20 protein-coding genes are annotated in these 20,337 nt (G+C 40.6%); 14 read left to right on the top strand and 6 right to left on the bottom strand.

All coding sequences use genetic code 11. The annotated features are described in order from the left end of the window. Positions 1 to 149 precede the first annotated feature (149 nt). Both DPG01_RS13100 and DPG01_RS13095 read left to right on the top strand, forming a co-directional pair. Positions 150 to 1,088 carry an NAD(+) kinase gene (locus tag DPG01_RS13100; RefSeq protein ID WP_171264389.1) on the top strand — a complete coding sequence of 313 codons (939 nt, stop codon included), beginning with the start codon at positions 150 to 152 and terminating at the stop codon, positions 1,086 to 1,088. A 3-nt stretch (positions 1,089 to 1,091) separates the two neighbouring features. Then, positions 1,092 to 1,364 carry a YeaC family protein gene (locus DPG01_RS13095; protein WP_110975391.1) on the top strand — a complete coding sequence of 91 codons (273 nt, stop codon included), beginning with the start codon at positions 1,092 to 1,094 and terminating at the stop codon, positions 1,362 to 1,364. A gap of 72 nt (positions 1,365 to 1,436) precedes the next feature. Here the strand turns inward: DPG01_RS13095 and DPG01_RS13090 are convergent, their stop codons facing one another. Continuing rightward, positions 1,437 to 2,435, bottom strand: a complete 999-nt coding sequence (locus tag DPG01_RS13090) for a glycosyl transferase family protein (protein ID WP_086207884.1) — start codon at positions 2,433 to 2,435, stop codon at positions 1,437 to 1,439. 408 nt (positions 2,436 to 2,843) lie between these two features. On the opposite strand from DPG01_RS13090, the gene DPG01_RS13085 reads away from it, so the two are divergent. Together DPG01_RS13085 and DPG01_RS13080 are read left to right on the top strand one after the other, a co-directional pair. Continuing rightward, on the top strand, positions 2,844 to 4,187 hold the full coding sequence (locus DPG01_RS13085; protein WP_086207883.1) for a dicarboxylate/amino acid:cation symporter: 1,344 nt from the start codon (positions 2,844 to 2,846) through the stop codon (positions 4,185 to 4,187). A 144-nt stretch (positions 4,188 to 4,331) separates the two neighbouring features. Then, positions 4,332 to 5,474: an acyl-CoA dehydrogenase family protein gene (locus DPG01_RS13080; RefSeq protein ID WP_110975390.1), complete on the top strand. Its 1,143-nt coding sequence runs from the start codon at positions 4,332 to 4,334 to the stop codon at positions 5,472 to 5,474. Positions 5,475 to 5,526: 52 nt separating this feature from the next. Here the strand turns inward: DPG01_RS13080 and DPG01_RS13075 are convergent, their stop codons facing one another. Then, the gene (locus tag DPG01_RS13075; protein ID WP_110975389.1) at positions 5,527 to 6,045 is read right to left on the bottom strand and encodes a DJ-1/PfpI family protein; all 519 of its coding nucleotides are present in this window, start codon (positions 6,043 to 6,045) and stop codon (positions 5,527 to 5,529) included. 457 nt (positions 6,046 to 6,502) lie between these two features. Here DPG01_RS13075 and pheA point away from each other — a divergent pair, with 457 nt between their 5' ends. From pheA to DPG01_RS13055, 4 genes are all read left to right on the top strand, one after another. Continuing rightward, on the top strand, positions 6,503 to 7,612 hold the full coding sequence (gene pheA, locus DPG01_RS13070; RefSeq protein WP_110975388.1) for a prephenate dehydratase: 1,110 nt from the start codon (positions 6,503 to 6,505) through the stop codon (positions 7,610 to 7,612). A 66-nt stretch (positions 7,613 to 7,678) separates the two neighbouring features. Then, the gene (hisC, locus tag DPG01_RS13065) at positions 7,679 to 8,770 is read left to right on the top strand and encodes a histidinol-phosphate transaminase (RefSeq protein WP_086207879.1); all 1,092 of its coding nucleotides are present in this window, start codon (positions 7,679 to 7,681) and stop codon (positions 8,768 to 8,770) included. Positions 8,771 to 8,773: 3 nt separating this feature from the next. After that, positions 8,774 to 11,023 carry a bifunctional prephenate dehydrogenase/3-phosphoshikimate 1-carboxyvinyltransferase gene (locus DPG01_RS13060; RefSeq protein ID WP_110975387.1) on the top strand — a complete coding sequence of 750 codons (2,250 nt, stop codon included), beginning with the start codon at positions 8,774 to 8,776 and terminating at the stop codon, positions 11,021 to 11,023. Positions 11,024 to 11,132: 109 nt separating this feature from the next. After that, positions 11,133 to 11,501, top strand: a complete 369-nt coding sequence (locus DPG01_RS13055) for a hypothetical protein (protein WP_086207877.1) — start codon at positions 11,133 to 11,135, stop codon at positions 11,499 to 11,501. Positions 11,502 to 11,609: 108 nt separating this feature from the next. Here the strand turns inward: DPG01_RS13055 and DPG01_RS13050 are convergent, their stop codons facing one another. Together DPG01_RS13050 and DPG01_RS13045 are read right to left on the bottom strand one after the other, a co-directional pair. Then, a complete protein-coding gene (locus DPG01_RS13050; protein WP_110975386.1) occupies positions 11,610 to 12,050 on the bottom strand; it encodes a DUF2147 domain-containing protein in 441 nt (146 codons plus the stop codon). 400 nt (positions 12,051 to 12,450) lie between these two features. Next, positions 12,451 to 13,080, bottom strand: a complete 630-nt coding sequence (locus DPG01_RS13045; RefSeq protein WP_110975385.1) for an alpha/beta hydrolase — start codon at positions 13,078 to 13,080, stop codon at positions 12,451 to 12,453. Positions 13,081 to 13,206: 126 nt separating this feature from the next. Here DPG01_RS13045 and yaaA point away from each other — a divergent pair, with 126 nt between their 5' ends. Together yaaA and DPG01_RS13035 are read left to right on the top strand one after the other, a co-directional pair. Beyond that, positions 13,207 to 13,986: a peroxide stress protein YaaA gene (yaaA, locus tag DPG01_RS13040; RefSeq protein ID WP_110975384.1), complete on the top strand. Its 780-nt coding sequence runs from the start codon at positions 13,207 to 13,209 to the stop codon at positions 13,984 to 13,986. Positions 13,987 to 14,001: 15 nt separating this feature from the next. After that, positions 14,002 to 14,628: a metal-dependent hydrolase gene (locus DPG01_RS13035; RefSeq protein ID WP_110975383.1), complete on the top strand. Its 627-nt coding sequence runs from the start codon at positions 14,002 to 14,004 to the stop codon at positions 14,626 to 14,628. Here DPG01_RS13035 and DPG01_RS13030 read toward each other — a convergent pair. Next, on the bottom strand, positions 14,625 to 16,052 hold the full coding sequence (locus DPG01_RS13030) for a cryptochrome/photolyase family protein (protein WP_110975382.1): 1,428 nt from the start codon (positions 16,050 to 16,052) through the stop codon (positions 14,625 to 14,627). The two genes, DPG01_RS13035 and DPG01_RS13030, sit on opposite strands and share 4 nt — an antisense overlap. A gap of 228 nt (positions 16,053 to 16,280) precedes the next feature. Here DPG01_RS13030 and DPG01_RS13025 point away from each other — a divergent pair, with 228 nt between their 5' ends. The 4 genes from DPG01_RS13025 to DPG01_RS13010 all read left to right on the top strand — a co-directional run bounded on the left by DPG01_RS13025 (position 16,281) and on the right by DPG01_RS13010 (position 19,699). Continuing rightward, entirely contained in the window at positions 16,281 to 16,520 is a 240-nt protein-coding gene (locus DPG01_RS13025; RefSeq protein WP_228146951.1) for a hypothetical protein, read from the top strand. Positions 16,521 to 16,889: 369 nt separating this feature from the next. Next, entirely contained in the window at positions 16,890 to 18,212 is a 1,323-nt protein-coding gene (locus DPG01_RS13020; protein ID WP_110975381.1) for an NCS2 family permease, read from the top strand. A 68-nt stretch (positions 18,213 to 18,280) separates the two neighbouring features. Next, positions 18,281 to 19,282 (top strand): adenosine deaminase, encoded by a 1,002-nt coding sequence (locus tag DPG01_RS13015; RefSeq protein WP_110975380.1) that lies wholly within the window; start codon positions 18,281 to 18,283, stop codon positions 19,280 to 19,282. Between the two features lie 54 nt (positions 19,283 to 19,336). Further along, positions 19,337 to 19,699, top strand: coding sequence for a hypothetical protein (locus DPG01_RS13010; RefSeq protein WP_110975379.1), 363 nt, complete (start codon positions 19,337 to 19,339; stop codon positions 19,697 to 19,699). 26 nt (positions 19,700 to 19,725) lie between these two features. Here the strand turns inward: DPG01_RS13010 and DPG01_RS13005 are convergent, their stop codons facing one another. After that, complete coding sequence (locus DPG01_RS13005) at positions 19,726 to 20,280, bottom strand: cytochrome b (protein WP_110975378.1); 555 nt, start codon at positions 20,278 to 20,280, stop codon at positions 19,726 to 19,728. Positions 20,281 to 20,337 lie beyond the last annotated feature (57 nt).

The raw sequence follows: 20,337 nt of genomic DNA, 5'->3' as shown, positions 1-20,337 counted from the left end.
TACTGATAAGATCCTGATAAATTGTGCTAATCATGCGAAGCTTTTCGCTAATTTGCAATAATTAAACTGTGAACAAATTGAAATATAGAGATAAATATTTGTATAGAAGCAGTCACTTTAGTTTTGAATCAATTTAAATAAATAATGCTATGATAGGCGGGAATCTTAGCGGAGCGATGTTGCTGGTGCAAATTTCACATAAAACATTTCGAAACATAGGCTTAATTGGGCGTCCAGATAAGTCTTCAGTCGTCGAAACCTTATGTCTTATTCATGATCATCTTCTCAGTTTAGGGTTACATCCCGTTTTCGATGCGGAAACAGCTGAACTCGTTCCTTATAAAAATACACAAACAGTCAGTCGAGCACTTCTGGGTGAAGTGGTCGATTTGGTGATTGTGGTGGGTGGAGATGGTTCACTTCTTCATGCCGCACGAGCTTTGGTGAAATACAATACCCCTGTAATTGGGGTAAACCGAGGTCGCTTGGGCTTTTTAACGGACATTAAGCCAACAGAAGTGATTTTTAAGCTCGATCAAGTCTTAAAAGGTGAATTTCAACTGGACCGCCGTTTCCTGTTGGAAATGGAAATTCGCTCAAAAGGTGAAACCATTTATGATGCGATTGCCCTAAACGATGTGGTGTTGCACTCAGGTAAATCGGTACATATGATTGACTTTGAGCTCAATATTGATGGCCAATATGTTTATCGTCAACATAGTGATGGTTTGATTGTATCGACTCCAACAGGTTCAACAGCTTATTCGCTGTCTGGTGGTGGACCCATTGTACATCCGAGTATGGATGCGATCGCTTTAGTTCCAATGCATCCCCACACTTTGTCTTCACGCCCAATTGTGGTGGGTGGACACAGTGAAATTAAGATTTTCATTCGTGAAAACCGTGTATTACCGATGGTTAGTGCCGATGGTCAGCACAGCGTATCTTTAAATGTCGGTGATAGTTTACATATTCGTAAACATCCCTTTAAACTGAATTTATTACATCCGCCGGGTTATGACTTTTATATGTCATGCCGAACCAAACTCGGCTGGAATCAAGATTTTGACTCTTTTCAGCAGGATTAAATCATGAATATTGAACAAATGTTAGCTGTGCTCAATCCTGAAATTGTTGAGCGTTTAAGAACAGCGGTTGAAATTGGTAAATGGCCAAATGGGGTTGCGTTAACCAAAGAACAGCGTGAAATTTCGATGCAAGCGGTCTATGCGTGGGAAATGAAACATTTACCCGAAGATGAGCGCAGTGGTTATATCGACCGTGGCACGAAAGAAGAAGGTGAAGAGTGTGATGATGATCATCACCATCAGCATGACGATTTCCAGCCTATCAAATTTATTTAAGTTCTTTTAAAGATAAAAAGCTAAGCCCAGTGCTTAGCTTTTTACTTTAACGTTTATGAGTATCGAACGTGCTTAGTGGAGACGGTTTTGCCATAAACGTTTTGCCTGTTGCATCGCTTCTTCATATTGCTCGCAGATTCCCATGGTATATAGTGCAATGCCAATGGTTTCAGTCACTGCCATTTCACCATATTCGTGCTGTTTTTCACCCAGCCAAACTGCTTTAAACTCGGCCAAATCCAGTTCTTCTTCGATTGGGCTGCGGTTGTTGGTGAGCTTTGGTAGTTCATGTTCGTAAAGTTCACCATTTTTAATACCACAGATTAACGTTTTAGCATCAGGGTTACGTTCAAACTCGCCACCTTCGCCTTTAATGACAGCACTATTTTGATAACCCAGTTTAAATGCTGCTTGTTGATGCGAACCACGATAGGCTGGATGGAAAATAGCTTGCAAAGTTGCTTTGGCATTAAACGGATTGATCAAGCGTGCAAGGGTATGAATAGGTGAACGAAGCCCCATCACATTTCGCAGGGAAATTAGCTCACTTAGAATCGGAGAAATGGCATGTAAGGGTAAATAAGCAAAATTATGTGTTGCTAATTCCTGTTCCACATCTGCTTGGTTTTGGCAAATATTAAAATCGAGATACTCTAATACTTGTTCGGTATAAATACGGTTAATGGTATGACCTGATGCACCATGCATCACAACCTTATAACCCGCTTTGGCTAAAGTCAGCGCTGCCAAAAGAAACCATGGATAGTGCTTACGTTTACCCGCATAAGAAGACCAGTCTAAATCGACATCGAGAGCAGTAAATGGTAGTTGATCACGAGTGGCTTGAACAAAACCTGCCAGTTCATCTACAGACTCCTCCTTCACACGGAGTAACATCAGAAATGCGCCAAGCTGCACATCTAAGACTTGGTTTTTCAAAATCATGTCAAAGGCTTGATAGGCCTCTTCATAACTGAGAGAACGTGCACCGTTTTTCCCTTTGCCAATAATGCGAACAAACTGGGCAAAAGGGTGCTCAGTATCTTTATAAATATTTCTTTTGTTGTTCATGAACAAACCAACGTAAGTGACGGCTATGGTGTGCTATTTTAGATGAACGATCAAAAAAAATAGCACTTTTAATTTTAAATAATTTTTCATCATTAGACTAAAGTATGAGTCATATTGTTTAGATTTTATACATTATTTTTAAAATGAGTTTACTTTGCTTAAAGAATGTTAGGTAAAATTTACTCAATTGTTGTGACTTGCTAGTTTTTAAGTTTCTCCCATTATAGTAGATGTGAATGAACTGTGAATTTCATCACATAGCTAATGTTTGTACAGCATGATTTTTACCCGGTGTTTGGGCGCGGTCCAAACTGTGGGCTTTTTTGTGTTTATCAGAAAGCCTGCTGCCTATAAGGATATGTAGGTATACCGATTTTTTCAGTTTTTTGATTTACAGAAGTATTAGTTATGACTAAGAAACCAATCTATAAGTCACTATATTTTCAAGTTATTGTCGCGATTATTGCGGGTATCTTGGTAGGGCATTTTTTCCCTAGCGGTACGCAAGTTATCAATGGCGTTGAAGAATATGTACCCGGCTGGGGCGAGCTTTTTTATCCTCTAGGTCAAGGCTTTATTAAACTGATCAAGATGATTATTGCGCCAGTGATTTTCTGTACTGTGGTGAGTGGTATCGCGGGTATGGAAAGCATGAAGTCTGTGGGTAAAACAGGCGGTGTTGCGTTACTTTATTTTGAAATTGTATCGACGATTGCATTATTGATCGGTTTACTGGTCATTAACATCTGGAAACCAGGTGTAGGCATGAATGTTGACCCTTCAACACTAGATACTTCGGGTATCTCGAAATTTGTTGAATCGGGACAGCAGCAAACAACTGTCGACTTCTTTATGCACATCATTCCAAACACTGTGGTTGGCGCATTTGCTGAAGGTGAAATCCTACAAGTATTGCTGTTTGCACTCATGTTTGGTTTTGCATTGCATAAATTGGGTGACGCAGGTAAACCAGTTCTTAAGTTTATTGATCAAATTTCGCATGTGTTCTTTAACATTGTAAACATGATCATGAAGCTTGCTCCAATTGGTGCGTTTGGTGCAATGGCATATACCATTGGTAAATATGGTATTGGCAGCTTGGCGCAACTTGCTCAGTTGATCATCTGCTTCTACATTACCTGTTTGCTTTTCATTTTCTTGGTTCTAGGCACAATTTCACGTCTTTGTGGCTTCAGTATTTTGAAAATGATTCGCATGATTCGCGAAGAATTATTGATTGTACTGGGTACGTCATCTTCAGAATCGGTTTTACCGCGTATGTTGAAAAAGCTTGAAATTGCGGGTTGTGAAAAGTCAGTGGTTGGTTTGGTTATTCCAACAGGTTATTCATTTAACTTAGACGGTACCTCAATCTACTTAACGATGGCAGCGATCTTTATTGCTCAAGCGACCAATACTCAGCTCGATCTGATGCACCAAGTGACTTTGTTGGGTGTGTTATTGATTTCATCGAAAGGTGCTGCGGGTGTCACAGGTTCGGGCTTTATTGTAATGGCTGCGACTTTATCAGCTGTTGGTCATATTCCAGTGGCGGGTCTTGCTCTCATTTTAGGTATTGACCGTTTCATGTCTGAAGCACGTGCCTTAACCAACTTGGTGGGTAACTCATTGGCAACGATTGTTGTTGCGAAATGGGTGGGGCAGTTAGACCAAGAAAAACTACATTTTGCACTAGCAAACCCAGATGAAGTAGACCGCCAAATGGCTGTTGAAGAAAATGCTCACGCATAATTTCAGTTCATCTTAAAAAGGAAGCCGAATGGCTTCCTTTTTTTATGCGCATAAAAAAATGGCCTGATGCGGTCATGACAGTTGCATTAAAAATGGCTAGCATGTGAGCTGAATAATAAAACAACATCAACATAAGGAAAAAACATGCTGAATTACGATGCAGACTTAGAGCTATTTCGCGATAATTTTCGTCGCTTTATGAATGAACACATTGCACCGCATTATGAACAATGGGAACGAGAAGGCTTAATGCCGCGTTCGGTATGGAACGCATTGGGTGAAAATGGGTTCTTATGTGTCGATGTTCCAGAGGAATACGGCGGTTATGGCGTTCCAACGCATTATTCGCTGATGTTGGTTGAGGAGTCGGCACGAGCAGGTTTTAGTGCTTTATCGACAGGTATTTCTTGTCACTCCGAAATTGCAGCACCGTATATTTTGCATATTGGAACTGAAGCACAGAAGCAGTACTGGTTACCGCAAATGGTGTCAGGTGAAGTGGTCGGTGCAATAGGGATGACGGAGCCGGGTGCGGGTTCAGACTTACAAGCCATGCGAAGTAATGCGATTTTGCAAGGGGAGCATTATATTTTAAATGGTTCTAAAACCTTTATTTCAAATGGGCAGCATGCTGACCTTGTGGTATTGGCGGTAAAAACTGATCCGCAAGCTCGTGCAAAGGGTGTTTCACTGATGTTGGTCGATACACATTTAGAAGGTTTTAAAAAAGGGACCAATCTCGATAAAATTGGCCTGCATTCGCAAGACACTTCTGAGTTGTTTTATGACAATGTAAAAGTTCCGAAAGATCAATTGTTGGGACAAGCAGGTCAAGGTTTTGCTTATTTGATGCAAGAGCTACCACGTGAGCGTACAGCAATTGCAGCAACCGCTATAGGTGCAATTCGCGGTTCGATTGATGTCACTATTCAATACGTCAAAGAGCGTCAAGCCTTTGGTCAACATATTTCTCAGTTCCAAAATACACGTTTTGTTTTGGCTCAAGCCAAGATTGATGAACAAGCCACAGCAGCTTTTTACAATCAAAACGTGGAGCTTTATATGCAAGGCAAGTTGGATGTAGAAACCGCAGCAGCACTGAAAAGCTTTTCAACGGATATGCAAATGAAGGTGGCAGATAATTTATTACAGCTCTTTGGAGGCTATGGCTATATGAGTGAATATCCAATTTCACGTTTCTTTGTCGATGCGCGTATTCAACGCATCTATGGTGGAACCAATGAAATTATGAAAGAAATTGTCGCACGTAGTTTGTTGGGACGTTAATAGTTACTGAGCGAGAAACCGATCGGTTGGCTAAAGAGCTTGCATTGGTTCTTTAGCGACTGAGTACGAGCAGGCTTTCTTTAATAAAAGCAGGTAAGTCGTGCTGCGTTTGTGATGAAATGTACAAGTTATTGTCATTGACTACCCCTGTATTATATAGCACCGCGCCTGCATCTTCTAAGTCCTGATGAAGGTGGTGGATGCACGTCATACGTCGACCTTTTACGACTCCTGCATGCATCAAAACTTTTGGGGCATCGGCACTGCATAAAATGGGCTTTTGCGTGTTTGCAAATTGCCTGACAAATAGGACATAGCGTTCATCTTGACACAGGTTGTCAGGTGAGAAACCGCCTGGGATGAGTAAGGCATCAAAGTCATGCACTGAGGCATCATCTATACTTTGGTCGATGGTCACAAAGGCTTTACGCTTTTTACCATAAATAATTTTGCCTGCCTGACTTTCAAGATTAATAATACTATGCCGAGCTGCCCGAAATGCTTCAACAGGTTCAGCATATTCGGCATCCTCAAAGTCATAGGTGACTAAGACCGCAATTTTCTTGTGCATGACAGTACCTACAGTTCATTATTGTTTTGTTTTATTGAGACTATAGAGCAATCTGTCGTGCTGCATACTCTCTTTGTTATGAATACGTCAACTTAAGTAAAGCATATTTTAAAACAAAGTCTAACGCACTGAAATACAGATAAATGGTGATTTTTGCCTAGATGTAGCAAAAATTTTCTAAACCAAGTTTAAGTGTTAAAAACATTAGACTTAGATAAAAATTCAATAATCAGGTGAGGTGTGTTTTTAAGGGTGTTCTGCATAATATGTGCAAGCTCAATACAGATTCCTCAGTGATTTTATTGATGTCGATTATTTAGGCAGTTTATTGATTAACTTGATGATTAAATCAACTGTATGTTTTTAGCACTGAAACATGCAAAGTCTTATTGCGCAAGATTTCAAAGCTAACTATTGTTATACTGTTTGCACAATGTATATGAAGGGCGACATAACAATGATCCAAGACGATCAAAACACAACGACTTCTCTTGACCTCAATCAAATCCGTCAGGATATCGACTCTGTTGATCAGCAGATTCAACAACTTATTAACCGTCGAGCAAAACTGGCGGAAGCTGTTGCAAAAGCAAAATTTGCTTCTGAAGAGAATCCAATGTTTTACCGTCCAGAACGTGAGGCGCAAGTTTTACGTAATGTTATGGAGCGTAATGAAGGTCCTTTGTCTGATGTGACTATGGCGCGTCTGTTCCGCGAAATTATGTCTGCGTGTTTAGCGCTTGAAGCGCCACAAAGTATTGCATTTTTGGGACCTGTCGGCACCTATACACATTCTGCAGTTTTAAAGCATTTTGGTCATGATGCTGTGGTTCGTCCTCTACCTACCATTGATGAAGTTTTCCGTGAAGTGGAAGCGGGCAGTGCACATTATGGTTTGGTGCCTGTAGAGAATTCATCTGAAGGTGTGGTTAACCATACATTAGATTGTTTTAAATCGTCTCACTTAAATGTGATTGGTGAAGTTGAATTGCGTATTCACCATCAGTTCCTTGTGTCTGAAAACACCCGCAAAGACAGTATTAAACAAATTTATGCACATCAGCAAACTTTAGCACAGTGCCGTGCATGGTTAGATGCACACTATCCAGGTGTTGAGCGTGTAGCTTTGAGTTCAAATGCAGAAGCGGCGCGTCGTATTCGTACAGAATGGCATTCGGCTGCAATTGCGTCTGAGGTGGCTGCAACCATTTATGATCTTGAAATTTTGCACAGCAATATTGAAGATAATCCAGAAAATACAACGCGCTTTTTAGTGATTGGCCGTGAAAAAGTGCCACAAAGTGGCAATGATAAAACTTCGCTTTTGATTTCAGCACACGATCGTGCAGGTGCATTGCTTGAAATTTTAGCACCTTTTGCAAAGCATAATATTAGCTTGACCAGCATTGAAACCCGTCCTGCGCTGCCTGAAAAATGGGCTTATGTCTTCTTTATTGATTTAGAAGGGCATGTGGAACAAGACAATGTTAAAGCGGCGATTGAAGAGATTCGTCCACTAGTAAAAGAAGTTCGAGTATTGGGTTCATATCCGATAGCAGTATTGTAATCTCCAAGGTGGTTGGGTTTGTAAAGAACTCAACCCTATAACCACTTGTAAGAATGGAAAGGTCACATGTCGTTTGCTCCAGCCAATGAAGGTATTTCAAAGTTAAAACCATATCAACCAGGTAAACCTATTAGCGAATTAGAGCGTGAATTGGGGATTACCGATATTGTTAAACTTGCCTCAAATGAAAACCCTTTGGGTTGTTCTGACAAAGTAAAAGAAGCAGTTGCTGCTGAATTGGCGCAAATTGGACGATATCCAGATGGTGGCGGTTTTATCTTAAAAGATGAAATCCATACTCAGTTTGGTGTGGCGCATAATTGCATTACCCTTGGTAATGGTTCAAACGATTTGCTTGAAATATTTGCGCGCGCTTTTGTTTCTGATAAAGACTCAGTCGTGTTTAGTCAACATGCATTTGCGGTCTATGCTTTGCTCACTCAAGCCATTAATGCTGAAGCAATAGAAGTGCCTGCTCAAGGTTTTTCGCATGATCTTGAGGCGATGGCAGCGGCCATTAAAAGCAATACCAAATTAGTATTTATTGCAAACCCGAATAACCCAACAGGGACTTGGTTTGAAGAAGCTGAATTTGATCGCTTCATGCAAAAAGTACCGAGCCATGTGATCGTGGTTTTAGATGAAGCCTATGTGGAATATTTCCCAGAGAACTTCAACAGTTTAAAATTTTTAGCCCAGTACCCAAACTTGATTGTCAGCCGTACCATGTCGAAGTGTTTTGGTTTGGCAGCCTTACGTGTTGGCTTTGCTTTAGCATCAGCAGAAGTAACAGATTTCTTAAATCGTATTCGTCAACCGTTTAACGTCAACCATTTAGCTATGGTGGCTGCTGTTGCGGCACTGAAAGATAAAGATTTTATTGAGAAATCACGTGTGGTCAATAAAGCTGGCATGGCGCAATTGGAAGCAGGGTTTAAAGCTTTAGGATTAAGTTTTGTGCCTTCACGCGCTAACTTTATTTTGGTGGACATACAAGCCGACCCAACACAGACTTTTAATGCGTTGTTAAAAGAAGGTGTGATTGTTCGCCCAGTAGGAATTGCGCATCATCTGCGTGTGTCCATTGGTACTGAAGCTGAAAATGCGAAATTTTTAACAGCTTTGGCTAAAGTACTTGGTTTAGAGGCGAACACTTAAATTATGTCTGTGCCACTGTTTGAAAAAGTTGCATTTATTGGACTAGGACTGATTGGTTCAAGTCTTGCACGGGTCATGATTGCTGAGGGTTTAGCAAAGCAAATTGTGGCATCAACACGCTCTGAGAGAACCCTACAGGATGCCAAAGCATTAGGCTTAATCCAACAAGGCTATAGTGACCCTGTGGAGGCAGTTCAAGGTGCGGATTTGGTGGTTTTAGCCTTACCTGTTCGTGCAACCCAAAAAGTACTGGAAACCATTAAACCGTATTTGCAAGAACATACGATTATTACCGATGTAGGCAGTACTAAAGGTAATGTAGTCGATGCAGCCAAAGCCGTGTATGGTGAAGCATTGCCCGCTGGCTTTGTACCAGGGCATCCTATTGCGGGTGCAGAACATACGGGTGTGCATGCAGGTAAGGTTGATTTATTTGCAAATCATAAAGTGATTTTGACGCCGCTACCGACCAGTGCTGATTGGGCGGTCGAAAAACTGATTCAACTGTGGCAAGCTGCGAAAGCAGAAGTAATTTGTATGGATGTGGCCAAGCATGATGAAGTCTTGGCGCATACCAGTCATCTTCCACATTTAATGGCCTTTAACTTAGTTGAACAGCTGGCAAACCGTGAAGATAATTTAGATATTTTTCGCTATGCTGCGGGGGGCTTCCGTGATTTTTCTCGAATTGCGGCAAGTGATCCGCAAATGTGGCATGACATCTTCTTTGCCAATAAAAAAGCCATTTTAAATGCCGTAGATGGTTTTGAGAACCAACTGGCAACGATTCGTAAACTCATTGAAGATGAAGATTCACATGCTTTAATGGGCTTACTTGGACATGCACAAGCAGCACGCCAGCATTTTAACCATATGCTTGCTCAAAAACCTTTCATGGAGAACAATAAAGTGACGACACAGCAATTCACCATATTACCGGGTAAAAAAAGTTTCCAAGGTAAGTTTAGCGTGCCAGGTGATAAATCTGTGTCACACCGTTCAATCATGTTTGGTGCAATTGCGGAAGGAACGACGCATGTGACAGGCTTCTTGGAAGGTGAAGATGCGTTAGCGACCTTACAAGCCTTCCGTGATATGGGCGTGAGCATTGAAGGTCCTAAAAATGGTGAAGTGACGATTCATGGTGTGGGCGTAAATGGTCTTAAAGCGCCAGCAAGTGCGCTTTACATGGGTAACTCAGGGACGTCGATGCGTCTGCTTTCAGGCATGCTCTCTGCACAGAAATTTGACTCTGTAATGACGGGTGATGCATCACTGTCGAAGCGTCCAATGGAACGTATTGCTAAACCGTTACGTGAAATGGGTGCTCAGATTCAAACCACAGGTGAACGTGGCACACCTCCTGTTTCTATTACTGGAAATCAAGCTTTACAAGGCATTCACTATGATTTGCCTATGGCATCTGCGCAGGTGAAATCTGGGATTTTATTGGCAGGTTTATGGGCGGCAGGTGAAACATCGGTCACAGAACCAGAACCTACACGTGATCATACTGAACGTATGTTGCGTGCATTTGGTTATGATGTGAAAACAGAAGGCAACCGCATTTCACTACAAGGTGGTGGTAAGCTCGTTGCTACAGAGATTCAAGTGCCATCAGATATTTCATCGGCTGCTTTCTTTATGGTGGGTGCGGCGATCACCGAAGGTTCAGATGTCACTTTAGAGGCGGTAGGCATTAACCCAACCCGTACAGGTGTGATCGAGATTTTGAAGCAAATGGGTGCGGACATTAGGGTTGAAAATGAACGTATTGCAGGCGGTGAGCCGATTGCAGACATTCGTATTCAAGGTACACGTACACTCAAAGGCATCCATATGCCTGAAGATCAAGTGCCACTGGCAATTGATGAATTTCCTGCATTGTTTATTGCGGCTGCCTGTGCAGAAGGGCAAACCGTACTAACGGGTGCGGCTGAACTCAGAGTAAAAGAGTCAGACCGTATTCAAGTGATGGCAGATGGCTTAAAAACGATGGGCATTGATTGTACACCGACTGACGATGGCATTATCATCGAAGGTAAAGGTCGATCAGGTGAGTGGGGCGCGATTTTCACTGGTGGTGAAATTGCATCACATCACGACCACCGTATTGCAATGAGCTTCTCAATGGCAGGCTTACGGACCTCTGGTGAAATTAAAATTGTAGGTACTGAAACGGTTGCAACCAGTTTCCCTACCTTTACGCAATTGAGCAATCAAGCCGGTTTAGCGATTCAAGTCACTGAATAAGACCAAAGCTTAACGACTTTGTTGAATTACAGCCAAGCTTTTGCTTGGCTGTTTTGTTTTTACCCTTTATGCTTAAACCCATATAACAAAAAAGCCTTTAGGATGATTAATGAGAAAATTACAATTTACGGCACAGCATGGACAACCGCATAGCCTAAATGACAATGCTGTAGTACAAAAGCAGGTGCAACAGTTACTGGTTCAAAAATTGGGGCAATTTGGCTTTGAAACGTTGCCACAAAGTGGTGATCAGGTGGCTGTGAGTGTGGATAACCATACTTTGCCGTTGTCTATTACTTGCCAAGGTCATGACAACGAAGGAAACTTGGTATGTGAAATTGCTTCTTATCCTGATGAAGAACAGGACTGGGTAGACCGTATTGCGGAGCGTAGCTTATTGAATCAACTTGCTCAAGCAGTTGAAAATACATTAAAAACAGATAAAAGTTTTACTGAGTTTGAGTGGAAAAATAGTTAGCCGAATGGGGGAAAATGCTGAATATTTTATCATTCAGCATTTTCTGGGACAGAACAAGTTTAATATTTTAATGGGTCAATGCGTCTATTGCATGATGTGCTATAAGACCTACTCCACACGTAACCAAGTCTGGCTACGTCCCACAGCTGAAACCCCTAAATACCCTCGTAAAAAAAGCTTTTTGCCGTTTGGGCTAATTTTTCCTTTCAGGCTATACAGTTTGCCTGAAACGGGATCAATAATTTTGCCATGTGTATAATTAATATTATTGTCAGTTTTTAAACCCGTAATCACTTGCATGCCAATAATCGGTTTATCTGTGTACGGTGCTGGACAGTTGGTGCAAAATTCTTTTGCTATATAACCCGGGCGAGGAGTTGCTTTCAGTGCAGTTCCAGCATAAGTCCCATTGGCTTGCTTTTCAATTTTAACCAGACCTTTCGGTTCGCCTGTCTTATCGTCGATATAGCGCCAAGTTCCTGTAATATCCTGAGCCCAGATGGATGTAGTTGTTACAGCAACTAAAATAGCCCCAATAATTGTTTTCATAAGATCCTTGAATATTTTAAAAATTATTTAAATCTGTAGCCCTATCGAGCCAAGGCATTGATTGTATAATTAATTATTTGAAAAAGGTTATGCAGAATATACCAAGTTAAAAAAGATATAGTTGCATAATGTGCCATGATACGGTTTGAAACTTCACGGATATTTAAATGTGGGGGGGCATGTCGGTTTTGAAGCGATCCAATATGGAGTTCAAAAGAGATCATCAAAAAATATAGAAGATGAAATAAGTGATTAAAAACGCGCTGTCCAGATCAAGACAATAAAATAAAGTGATACCACAATGTGTAATCAAAGAAAAGTGCGAAGTGAAATGCTGGAAAACTCAAGAAAGAAATGTTCTAAAGAAGATCATCATTTCTCTCTTGAACTCCTTTAAGCATTAAATCCACAGAAAACGTGTAATCGCGATACGTAACTGCTTTAAATAACCTGTAAAGAAATGGTTTGCGCCCGGTAATACAGTCACTAAATGGCGCTGTGGTTTAGCCCACTGGATCATATCGGAGAGCAATGTGACATCATCGGCTTCACCATGAATAAACAAGATGTCACCCTTAATGTGTGGGGTAACATAGTGACGTACACCCGCTACAGTTGCCGTTGGTAAGCCACATAAAATAGTTTGTACAGGATGAACATCTACTGGAAGCATAGAGTAGCTTTTTGCCATGACATGTGCACCAAAGCTAAAACCACCTGCATAAAAAGGTAAGTCTGCGTGTTGGCTACGTGCGTAGTGTATAACTTCTAAGGTGTCTATCGTTTCGCCGTGACCTTCGTCGTGCTGACCAGCACTTTGACCAGAACCACGGAAACTTGGGCGATACACAACGCAACCGCGTTCTAAAAACATTTGTGCAAGTAAAGCAGGAACCTTGTGTTGAGGCGTACCACCTTGCAGGGGATGGGGGTGAGTTACTACCGCGAATCCTTTCACTTCACCCTGTGGATAGTCTACAAAAACTTCAATTTGCCCAACTGGACCTTGAATGAACATCTGCTCAGACATAGAAAATAGATACATATAACAGGAGAATCGGCTAGTTTAACCGTTTATGCTTATTAAAAACACAGATTGGCAATAAAATAAGTCTACTGTTATAGTCTGTTTAATTGTTTTTTAATCAGGTTGTCTATGCTCGCCCTTGTTTCTCCCGCTAAAACTCTAGATTACCAAACTGCTTTACCTACCGATCAGTACACACAACCCAGATTGCTACAACATTCCCAAGAATTGATCGAAGTTAGTCGCAAGTTGTCGGCAAGTGAAATTGCAAACTTAATGAGCGTGAGTGAGAAAATTGCCACTTTAAATGTAGAGCGCTTTCGTGATTGGCAGTCAGAATTTAGCTTTGCCAATGCACGACAAGCCATGTTTGCTTTTAAAGGTGATGTTTATACAGGTTTAGATGCTTATCATTTATCTGCAGATGACATTCAATATGCGCAGCAGCATTTAAGAATGTTATCGGGTCTATATGGTTTGTTACGTCCATTGGATTTGATGATGCCTTATCGTTTAGAAATGGGCACTAAACTTACGAACCCTCGCGGACACAATTTGTATGAGTTTTGGGGCAATCACATTACTGATTTAATCAACCAAGATTTAGAACAAGCTGGTTCTCAAATTTTGCTGAATATTGCTTCTGATGAATACTATAGATCTGTGAAAGAAAGCAAAATCCAAGCAGAAGTTATTAAACCTGTGTTTTTAGATCAGAAAAATGGCAAATATAAAGTCATTAGTTTTTATGCCAAAAAAGCGCGTGGTTTGATGGCCCGCTATATGATTGAAAATCAGATTGATCAAATCGAAGGCTTAAAATCCTTTAATACTGATGGCTATTATTTCGATGCAGACAGCTCGCTAAAAGGCGAGTTGGTCTTTAAACGAGATGAACAGGCAACATAACGAAAGGGCATTGCAATGGTGTGGTATATAAAACAGTTTCAGGACTATTGGACACATACCGCAAGCCAGTTGGATTTAACTGTGAGTAGTTGTGAAGAACTTTATGGAGCACTGTGTAGCGCCTATAGTGAATCACAACGGCATTATCATACGGTGCAGCATATTGTTGAGTGTTTAGAGCATTTTCATGACATTAAAACCCACCTAACAGATGCCTTATCCGTTGAGTTGGCGATTTGGTTTCACGATGTCATTTACAATCCGCAAGCAAATGACAATGAACAGCAAAGTGCTGATTACATGAAGCAGGTGCTTGAAAGTGTGCTGGTTGCTGAACAAATGGAAAAGATTTATGCATGGATTTTGGCAACCCAAGCACATGCACCGACAGCTCATTTGGATTTAGCTTATCTACTGGATATTGATCTGGCAATTTTAGCCAGTAATCCTATTCGTTTTGCTGAATATGAACGCCAAATTCAGCAAGAATATGCTTGGGTTGAGCCTCCACTTTATGCACAGAAACGTCAGCAGGTGTTAAGGCACTTTTTAGAAATACAGCCTCTGTATCAAACACCACTTTTCCAAAAGCGCTATGAGCATCAGGCTAAGCAGAACTTAGCCCAAATTTTAAGTGTTTAGAGCCCTTTAAACGCTTCGATGGCACGCACACGGCTGGATTTTAAATCTACGATTGGTTTGGGATAGTCTAGTTCCATATTCGGCTGCCGAGCATAAGGTTCATGAATGCTTTTGGCATCTAAATGTGCAAGCTCTGGTAACCACTGTCGAATATAGTCACCATGACTATCAAATTTCTGCGATTGGCTTACAGGATTAAAGACTCGGAAGTAAGGCACAGCATCGGTGCCTGTGGAGGCACACCACTGCCATCCACCATTATTGGCAGCCAAGTCACCATCTGCCAAATGTTGCATAAACCACTGTTCGCCCAGTCGCCAATCAATCAACAAGTTTTTCGTTAAGAACATTGCGACAATCATCCGCACTCGATTATGCATCCAGCCTGTCGCAAGGAGTTGTCGCATACCTGCATCCACAATTGGAATACCAGTACGACCTTGTTGCCATGCTTTTAAATCCTCGGGTGCATCTCGCCAAACAATTCGTTGTGTGTTGGCTTTAAATGGCAGATGTTTAGAGACATGCGGAAAATCAAATAGAATATGTTGATAAAACTCCCGCCAAAGTAATTCATCTAACCACGTTTGCTGGCCTGTATTATCAATCATAAATTGACCATGTTGAGCACGAAACAGGGCATTGAGACACTGGCGGATAGATAGGATTCCAATATTTAAATAGGTTGAAAGTTGGCTTGTACTATTCAGAAAGGGGAAGTCCCTTTCTTTCTGATAGTCACTAACTTTATGCTCAATAAAATCATCGAGCACCGAAAGTGCATAGGCTTCCGTTTCAGGCCAATAGGCTTTAATTTGATTTAATTCATTCGTATTTGCATCAATCAGTGATTCAATGTGAGGAATGCTTGTATTTAAATCGGTAGGAAGCTGTATGTGCTGCTGTGCAGAAGGGAGTGGGTAGCACTGAGGTAAGCCAATATTTAAACGTTCATAACAGGTTTTTTTAAAAGCGCCAAAGACTTGATAGGGTTTACCTGATTGGTTACGAATACTGTTTAAAGGAAATATCGTCCGATCTTGAAATAGGGTAAATGCAATGGCATGTTGATCGAGACACTTTTGTATTTCAGCATCACGTTTCAGCTCATTTACGCCCACTTCGAAATTTGCAAAGATCTGTTGTACTTGAAGTACATGACATAAGGATGAAAGTTGAACAGGGATATCACGCCACAGAGGAATGTTTAAAATAACCAGTGGAATATTGAGCTCAGCCAGATTTTGTTTCAAATCTTCCAATTGTCGGACATATAAATCTATTTTTACAGGAGCATCATGGTGTAATAGCCATTGTTCAGGAGATAAGATGACTAAAGCAAGCATAGCCCCGTCTTGGCTTGCATGCCAAAGTGCAGCATTATCATGTATGCGAAGGTCTTGTCGAAACCAGATTATGTTCATCAAAAGTTAATCAACTGTAATTTTTTGAAATATAAAATATTACAAAATTGAGCACTTTGATCATATTTTCTTGGCATGTCTTTCACTTAATCTTATGTTATTGAAATAATTAAATCAGAAAAAACTATAAAGTGTGAATATACTTTTTATCAGATAAGTGTATTGACCCTCATGTAATTTGTTATGATTTGTAATCATGCTAAAACAGTTATGGATATTGTGAATACCGTGAAAAAGATTCTAATTCCTATTTTTGTATTAGCTGTTTGTTTGCTTGGTTTTGTTGTTTTTCAGGATACTGAAACTAAAAAGCAACAAGAGCTGAATCAACTCATGAACAGTGCTGAACCTAAAGTACAAAACTTGAGTCCGATCTCAAAGGTAACGGTCGTCCCTGAAAAAGTTACGCGCCCACTTCAAAGTGATGCTGAAGTGGTAATAGAACAGGTCTCGATCAAAGTACTTTGATGTCCATAATTGAATAAAAAACGCATGAATCACTTATCATATTGAATTTTAATCAAAAATAAATTTCAAAACAATTAAAAATCAGTGTGTTATAATCCGCGCCGAGATATCTTGAATTTTAGACTTTGATTCTAAAATGACATTTTTGTTGAAAGCTGCATACGGTTTATGCGGCTTTTTTGTTTAGGTATATATGGTGTAAGTTTCAACTTAAATCATTCATGGCTAAATAAACTTTTCCTGAGTTGAGGAAATTTGGCATATCCATTGCTTTAACTTGCAAAAATTGAATTAGATGTTCAGTGTGTTGAATCTAGCAAATTTTGAAAAGTTATACAGTTTTAAAAGTTTATTTACAGGGGCTAGGTCATGACGACTCCTAATCCATCTTCAGAAAATATGCTCGAGCGTATGTTCAAACTGAGTGAAAATAAAACCAGTTTTCGTACAGAGCTTCTTGCAGGTGTAACCACATTCTTAACGATGTGTTACATCATTATTGTGAATCCAATGATTTTATCCGAAACGGGGATGGATCATGGAGCTGTCTTTGTAGCAACTTGTCTTGCAGCCGCAATTGGTTGTTTAGTGATGGGCATTGTTGCGAATTATCCTATTGCACTCGCACCAGGTATGGGTTTAAACGCTTACTTTACCTATTCGGTATGTTTGGGTATGGGGGTACCTTGGCAGACCGCTTTAGCAGCCGTGTTTGTATCAGGTTTTATATTCATTGCGATCAGCATGTTTAAAATCCGTGAAGCTATTGTGAATGCAATTCCAATGTCACTTAAGCTTGCAATTGGTGGTGGGATTGGTTTATTCCTTGCATTAATTGCTTTAAAAAATGCAGGGATTATTGTTGATAATCCAGCAACTTTGGTGGGATTAGGTGACTTAAAGCAACCAACTGTTCTTTTGGCTTTATTCGGTTTCTTAATGGTGGTTGTGCTACATCACTTTAAAGTGCGCGGTGCAATTATTATCAGTATTCTAGCTTTGACTGCTATTTCAACTGCATTGGGTTTAAGCGAATTTAAAGGTGTGGTGGGGGAGATTCCATCAATTGCTCCGACATTCATGCAGATGGATTTCAAAGGTCTTTTTACTGCGAGTTTAGTGGGTGTTATTTTTGTATTCTTCTTGGTCGATTTATTTGACTCAACGGGGACATTGGTTGGTGTGTCACACCGTGCAGGTTTACTGAAAGATGGTAAGCTTCCACGTTTAAAAAAGGCTTTGTTTGCAGACTCAACTGCAATCGTTGCGGGTGCAGCATTAGGTACATCTTCAACAACGCCATATATTGAGTCTTCAGCAGGTGTTGCTGCGGGTGGTCGTACAGGCTTAACCGCAGTTGTGGTTGCAGTGCTTTTTATTCTATGTTTATTCTTGGCACCATTAGCTCAGTCTGTACCTGGTTTTGCAACCGCTCCAGCTCTGTTATTTGTTGGTGTGTTGATGATTCAGGGGATTACCCATATTGATTGGGATGATATTACTGAAGCAGTACCTGCGTTTTTAACTATTGTCTTTATGCCATTTACTTACTCAATTGCAGATGGTATTGCAATGGGCTTTATCAGCTATGCATTGGTTAAACTGTTCACAGGTAAGGCAGCAACTGTACCGTATATGGTTTGGATTGTTGCTGTGCTTTGGGCACTGAAATTTGCAATGTTTGGTGGCTAATTCACCAAATATTGATAAGGGTGTAAACTCCGTTTACACCCTTTTTTATTTTTTAAAGAGGAAGAGATATGAGTCAATTGGAGCTCATTCGTGCTTTACCAAAAGCAGAACTGCATGTGCATATTGAAGGGACATTTGAGCCAGAACTCATGTTTGCAATTGCACAGCGTAACCAAATAGACATTCCCTATAAGTCGGTTGAAGAAGTAAAGCAGGCTTATAACTTTCATAACTTACAGTCCTTTTTAGACATCTATTATGCAGGTGCAAATGTACTGATTCACGAGCAAGACTTTTATGATTTGGCTTGGGCGTACTTTGAAAAATGTGCTGAAGACCGCGTAGTACATACCGAAATGTTCTTTGACCCTCAGACACACACTGATCGTGGTGTTGCATTTGAAACCGTGATCAATGGTTTACAACGTGCTTGTGATGATGCCAAAGCAAAATTTGGCATTAGTTCGCATTTGATTATGTGTTTCTTACGTCATTTAAGTGAAGACGCTGCATTTGAAACTTTAGCGCAGGCATTGCCTTATAAAGATCAAATCATTGGTGTAGGCTTGGACTCAAGCGAAGTTGGGCACCCTCCTGCAAAGTTTGAACGTGTCTTTGCTAAAGCACGTGAAGCAGGCTTTTTAGTGGTTGCGCATGCAGGTGAAGAAGGCCCAGCAGAATATGTGTGGGAAGCTTTAGATTTGCTTAAAGTGAATCGTATTGACCACGGTGTACGTTCTGAAGAAGATCCTGTATTAATGCAGCGTTTGATTGCAGAGAAAATGCCACTGACAGTTTGCCCACTCAGTAACTTAAAGTTATGTGTCGTTGATGATATGGCACAGCACAATATCCGCCGTTTATTGCAACAAGGTGTGCAAGTGACAGTAAATTCAGATGACCCATCGTACTTTGGTGGTTATATGAATGATAACTTTATTGCGATTACAGATGCATTAGACTTAACAGCAGCTGAGCTAAAACAGTTGGCGCTGAACTCTTTTGAAGCGTCGTTTATTTCGACAGAAGAGAAGCAAAAATGGGCGGCTGAAATTGCAGCCATTGCTTAATCTAATGTTGCTTTAAAGACAGAGTTCGCTCTGTCTTTTTTATGTGAGGTCGATATGAAAAAAATCATTGCATTGCTTGTGGTTATTTTTGCACTTTTTGCAGTTTATTTACTTAAAACAGATACAGGGTTAACTCAAAAGTTATTAAAGCCAGTGGTGGTATATCAGTGCGGTGTAGAGTTGGAGTCGACACGCTTATGGAAAGTCAGTACAGCATTGATTGGTGAAGAAAAAAAGAATCAACTCCAAACACAAATCTGTGGCTGCGTGGGTGAAAATGCATTAAAGGATATTCCCGCAACAACCTTATTACATGCAGTGGTTGATGAGCAAGTCAAAAAACAGGTAGTACAACAGGGCGTATTGAATACGCTTAAAGGATGCGTGGTGGATGAAGTCCTAAAAGCAACAGATTGATGCTTTTAGGCTGATTCAACTTGGTCTTACTTTGCTTGTTTGGTCATGCTGTTTAATACGTTATCTTTATCGATAAAGTGGTGTTTCAGCGCTGCTGCAATATGACCTACCAACAGTAATCCAGCTGCCCATGAAATCCAAATATGTAAAGGTTTTACGATCGCGAGTAACTCTGGATTGTCTTGTACTAAACGGGGAATTTCAAAAAGGTACAAAACCGGTGCAGGGTGTCCAGCACTCCAACTAAATAAACAACCAGTAATTGGCAAAGCCAACAAAATGAAATATAAAGCCAAATGACCAAGGTGTGCCAGTTTTTGCATTAGCGGGGACATACTATCAGGCAGTTTAGGCGCAGGGTGTGTATAGCGCCAAAAGATACGAATCACCACCAGAAAAATAATCGTGGTGGCAATGTTCTTGTGTAAGGTAATGACATCCCCTTTAAAGCTACCATCAGCATCATAACTTAAGAAATTTCCGCTATAAAACCCAATCAGCCACGCGACAATAAAGATAATTGCCATCAGCCAATGTAGAACTTGAGCGGTACGCGTGTAATGGGTATTTACTGTGTTCATTAGATTCACATCCATTTTTATGTTGCGCTATTTTATAGAACTATAGATATTGCAAAA

It is taken from the genome of Acinetobacter sp. WCHAc060042, from assembly GCF_003231195.1.
In the GTDB taxonomy this organism is placed as follows: domain Bacteria; phylum Pseudomonadota; class Gammaproteobacteria; order Pseudomonadales; family Moraxellaceae; genus Acinetobacter.
This window is presented reverse-complemented; position numbering and strand designations above follow the sequence as displayed.

Excerpts from the sequence above, each read along its gene's own strand:
- DPG01_RS13100 (WP_171264389.1), top strand. The coding sequence starts at position 150 with ATGATAGGCGGGAATCTTAGCGGAGCGATGTTGCTGGTGCAAATTTCA.
- DPG01_RS13095 (WP_110975391.1), top strand. The coding sequence starts at position 1,092 with ATGAATATTGAACAAATGTTAGCTGTGCTCAATCCTGAAATTGTTGAG.
- DPG01_RS13090 (WP_086207884.1), bottom strand. The coding sequence starts at position 2,435 with ATGAACAACAAAAGAAATATTTATAAAGATACTGAGCACCCTTTTGCC.
- DPG01_RS13085 (WP_086207883.1), top strand. The coding sequence starts at position 2,844 with ATGACTAAGAAACCAATCTATAAGTCACTATATTTTCAAGTTATTGTC.
- DPG01_RS13080 (WP_110975390.1), top strand. The coding sequence starts at position 4,332 with ATGCTGAATTACGATGCAGACTTAGAGCTATTTCGCGATAATTTTCGT.
- DPG01_RS13075 (WP_110975389.1), bottom strand. The coding sequence starts at position 6,045 with ATGCACAAGAAAATTGCGGTCTTAGTCACCTATGACTTTGAGGATGCC.
- pheA (WP_110975388.1), top strand. The coding sequence starts at position 6,503 with ATGATCCAAGACGATCAAAACACAACGACTTCTCTTGACCTCAATCAA.
- hisC (WP_086207879.1), top strand. The coding sequence starts at position 7,679 with ATGTCGTTTGCTCCAGCCAATGAAGGTATTTCAAAGTTAAAACCATAT.
- DPG01_RS13060 (WP_110975387.1), top strand. The coding sequence starts at position 8,774 with ATGTCTGTGCCACTGTTTGAAAAAGTTGCATTTATTGGACTAGGACTG.
- DPG01_RS13055 (WP_086207877.1), top strand. The coding sequence starts at position 11,133 with ATGAGAAAATTACAATTTACGGCACAGCATGGACAACCGCATAGCCTA.
- DPG01_RS13050 (WP_110975386.1), bottom strand. The coding sequence starts at position 12,050 with ATGAAAACAATTATTGGGGCTATTTTAGTTGCTGTAACAACTACATCC.
- DPG01_RS13045 (WP_110975385.1), bottom strand. The coding sequence starts at position 13,080 with ATGTCTGAGCAGATGTTCATTCAAGGTCCAGTTGGGCAAATTGAAGTT.
- yaaA (WP_110975384.1), top strand. The coding sequence starts at position 13,207 with ATGCTCGCCCTTGTTTCTCCCGCTAAAACTCTAGATTACCAAACTGCT.
- DPG01_RS13035 (WP_110975383.1), top strand. The coding sequence starts at position 14,002 with ATGGTGTGGTATATAAAACAGTTTCAGGACTATTGGACACATACCGCA.
- DPG01_RS13030 (WP_110975382.1), bottom strand. The coding sequence starts at position 16,052 with ATGAACATAATCTGGTTTCGACAAGACCTTCGCATACATGATAATGCT.
- DPG01_RS13020 (WP_110975381.1), top strand. The coding sequence starts at position 16,890 with ATGACGACTCCTAATCCATCTTCAGAAAATATGCTCGAGCGTATGTTC.
- DPG01_RS13015 (WP_110975380.1), top strand. The coding sequence starts at position 18,281 with ATGAGTCAATTGGAGCTCATTCGTGCTTTACCAAAAGCAGAACTGCAT.
- DPG01_RS13010 (WP_110975379.1), top strand. The coding sequence starts at position 19,337 with ATGAAAAAAATCATTGCATTGCTTGTGGTTATTTTTGCACTTTTTGCA.
- DPG01_RS13005 (WP_110975378.1), bottom strand. The coding sequence starts at position 20,280 with ATGAACACAGTAAATACCCATTACACGCGTACCGCTCAAGTTCTACAT.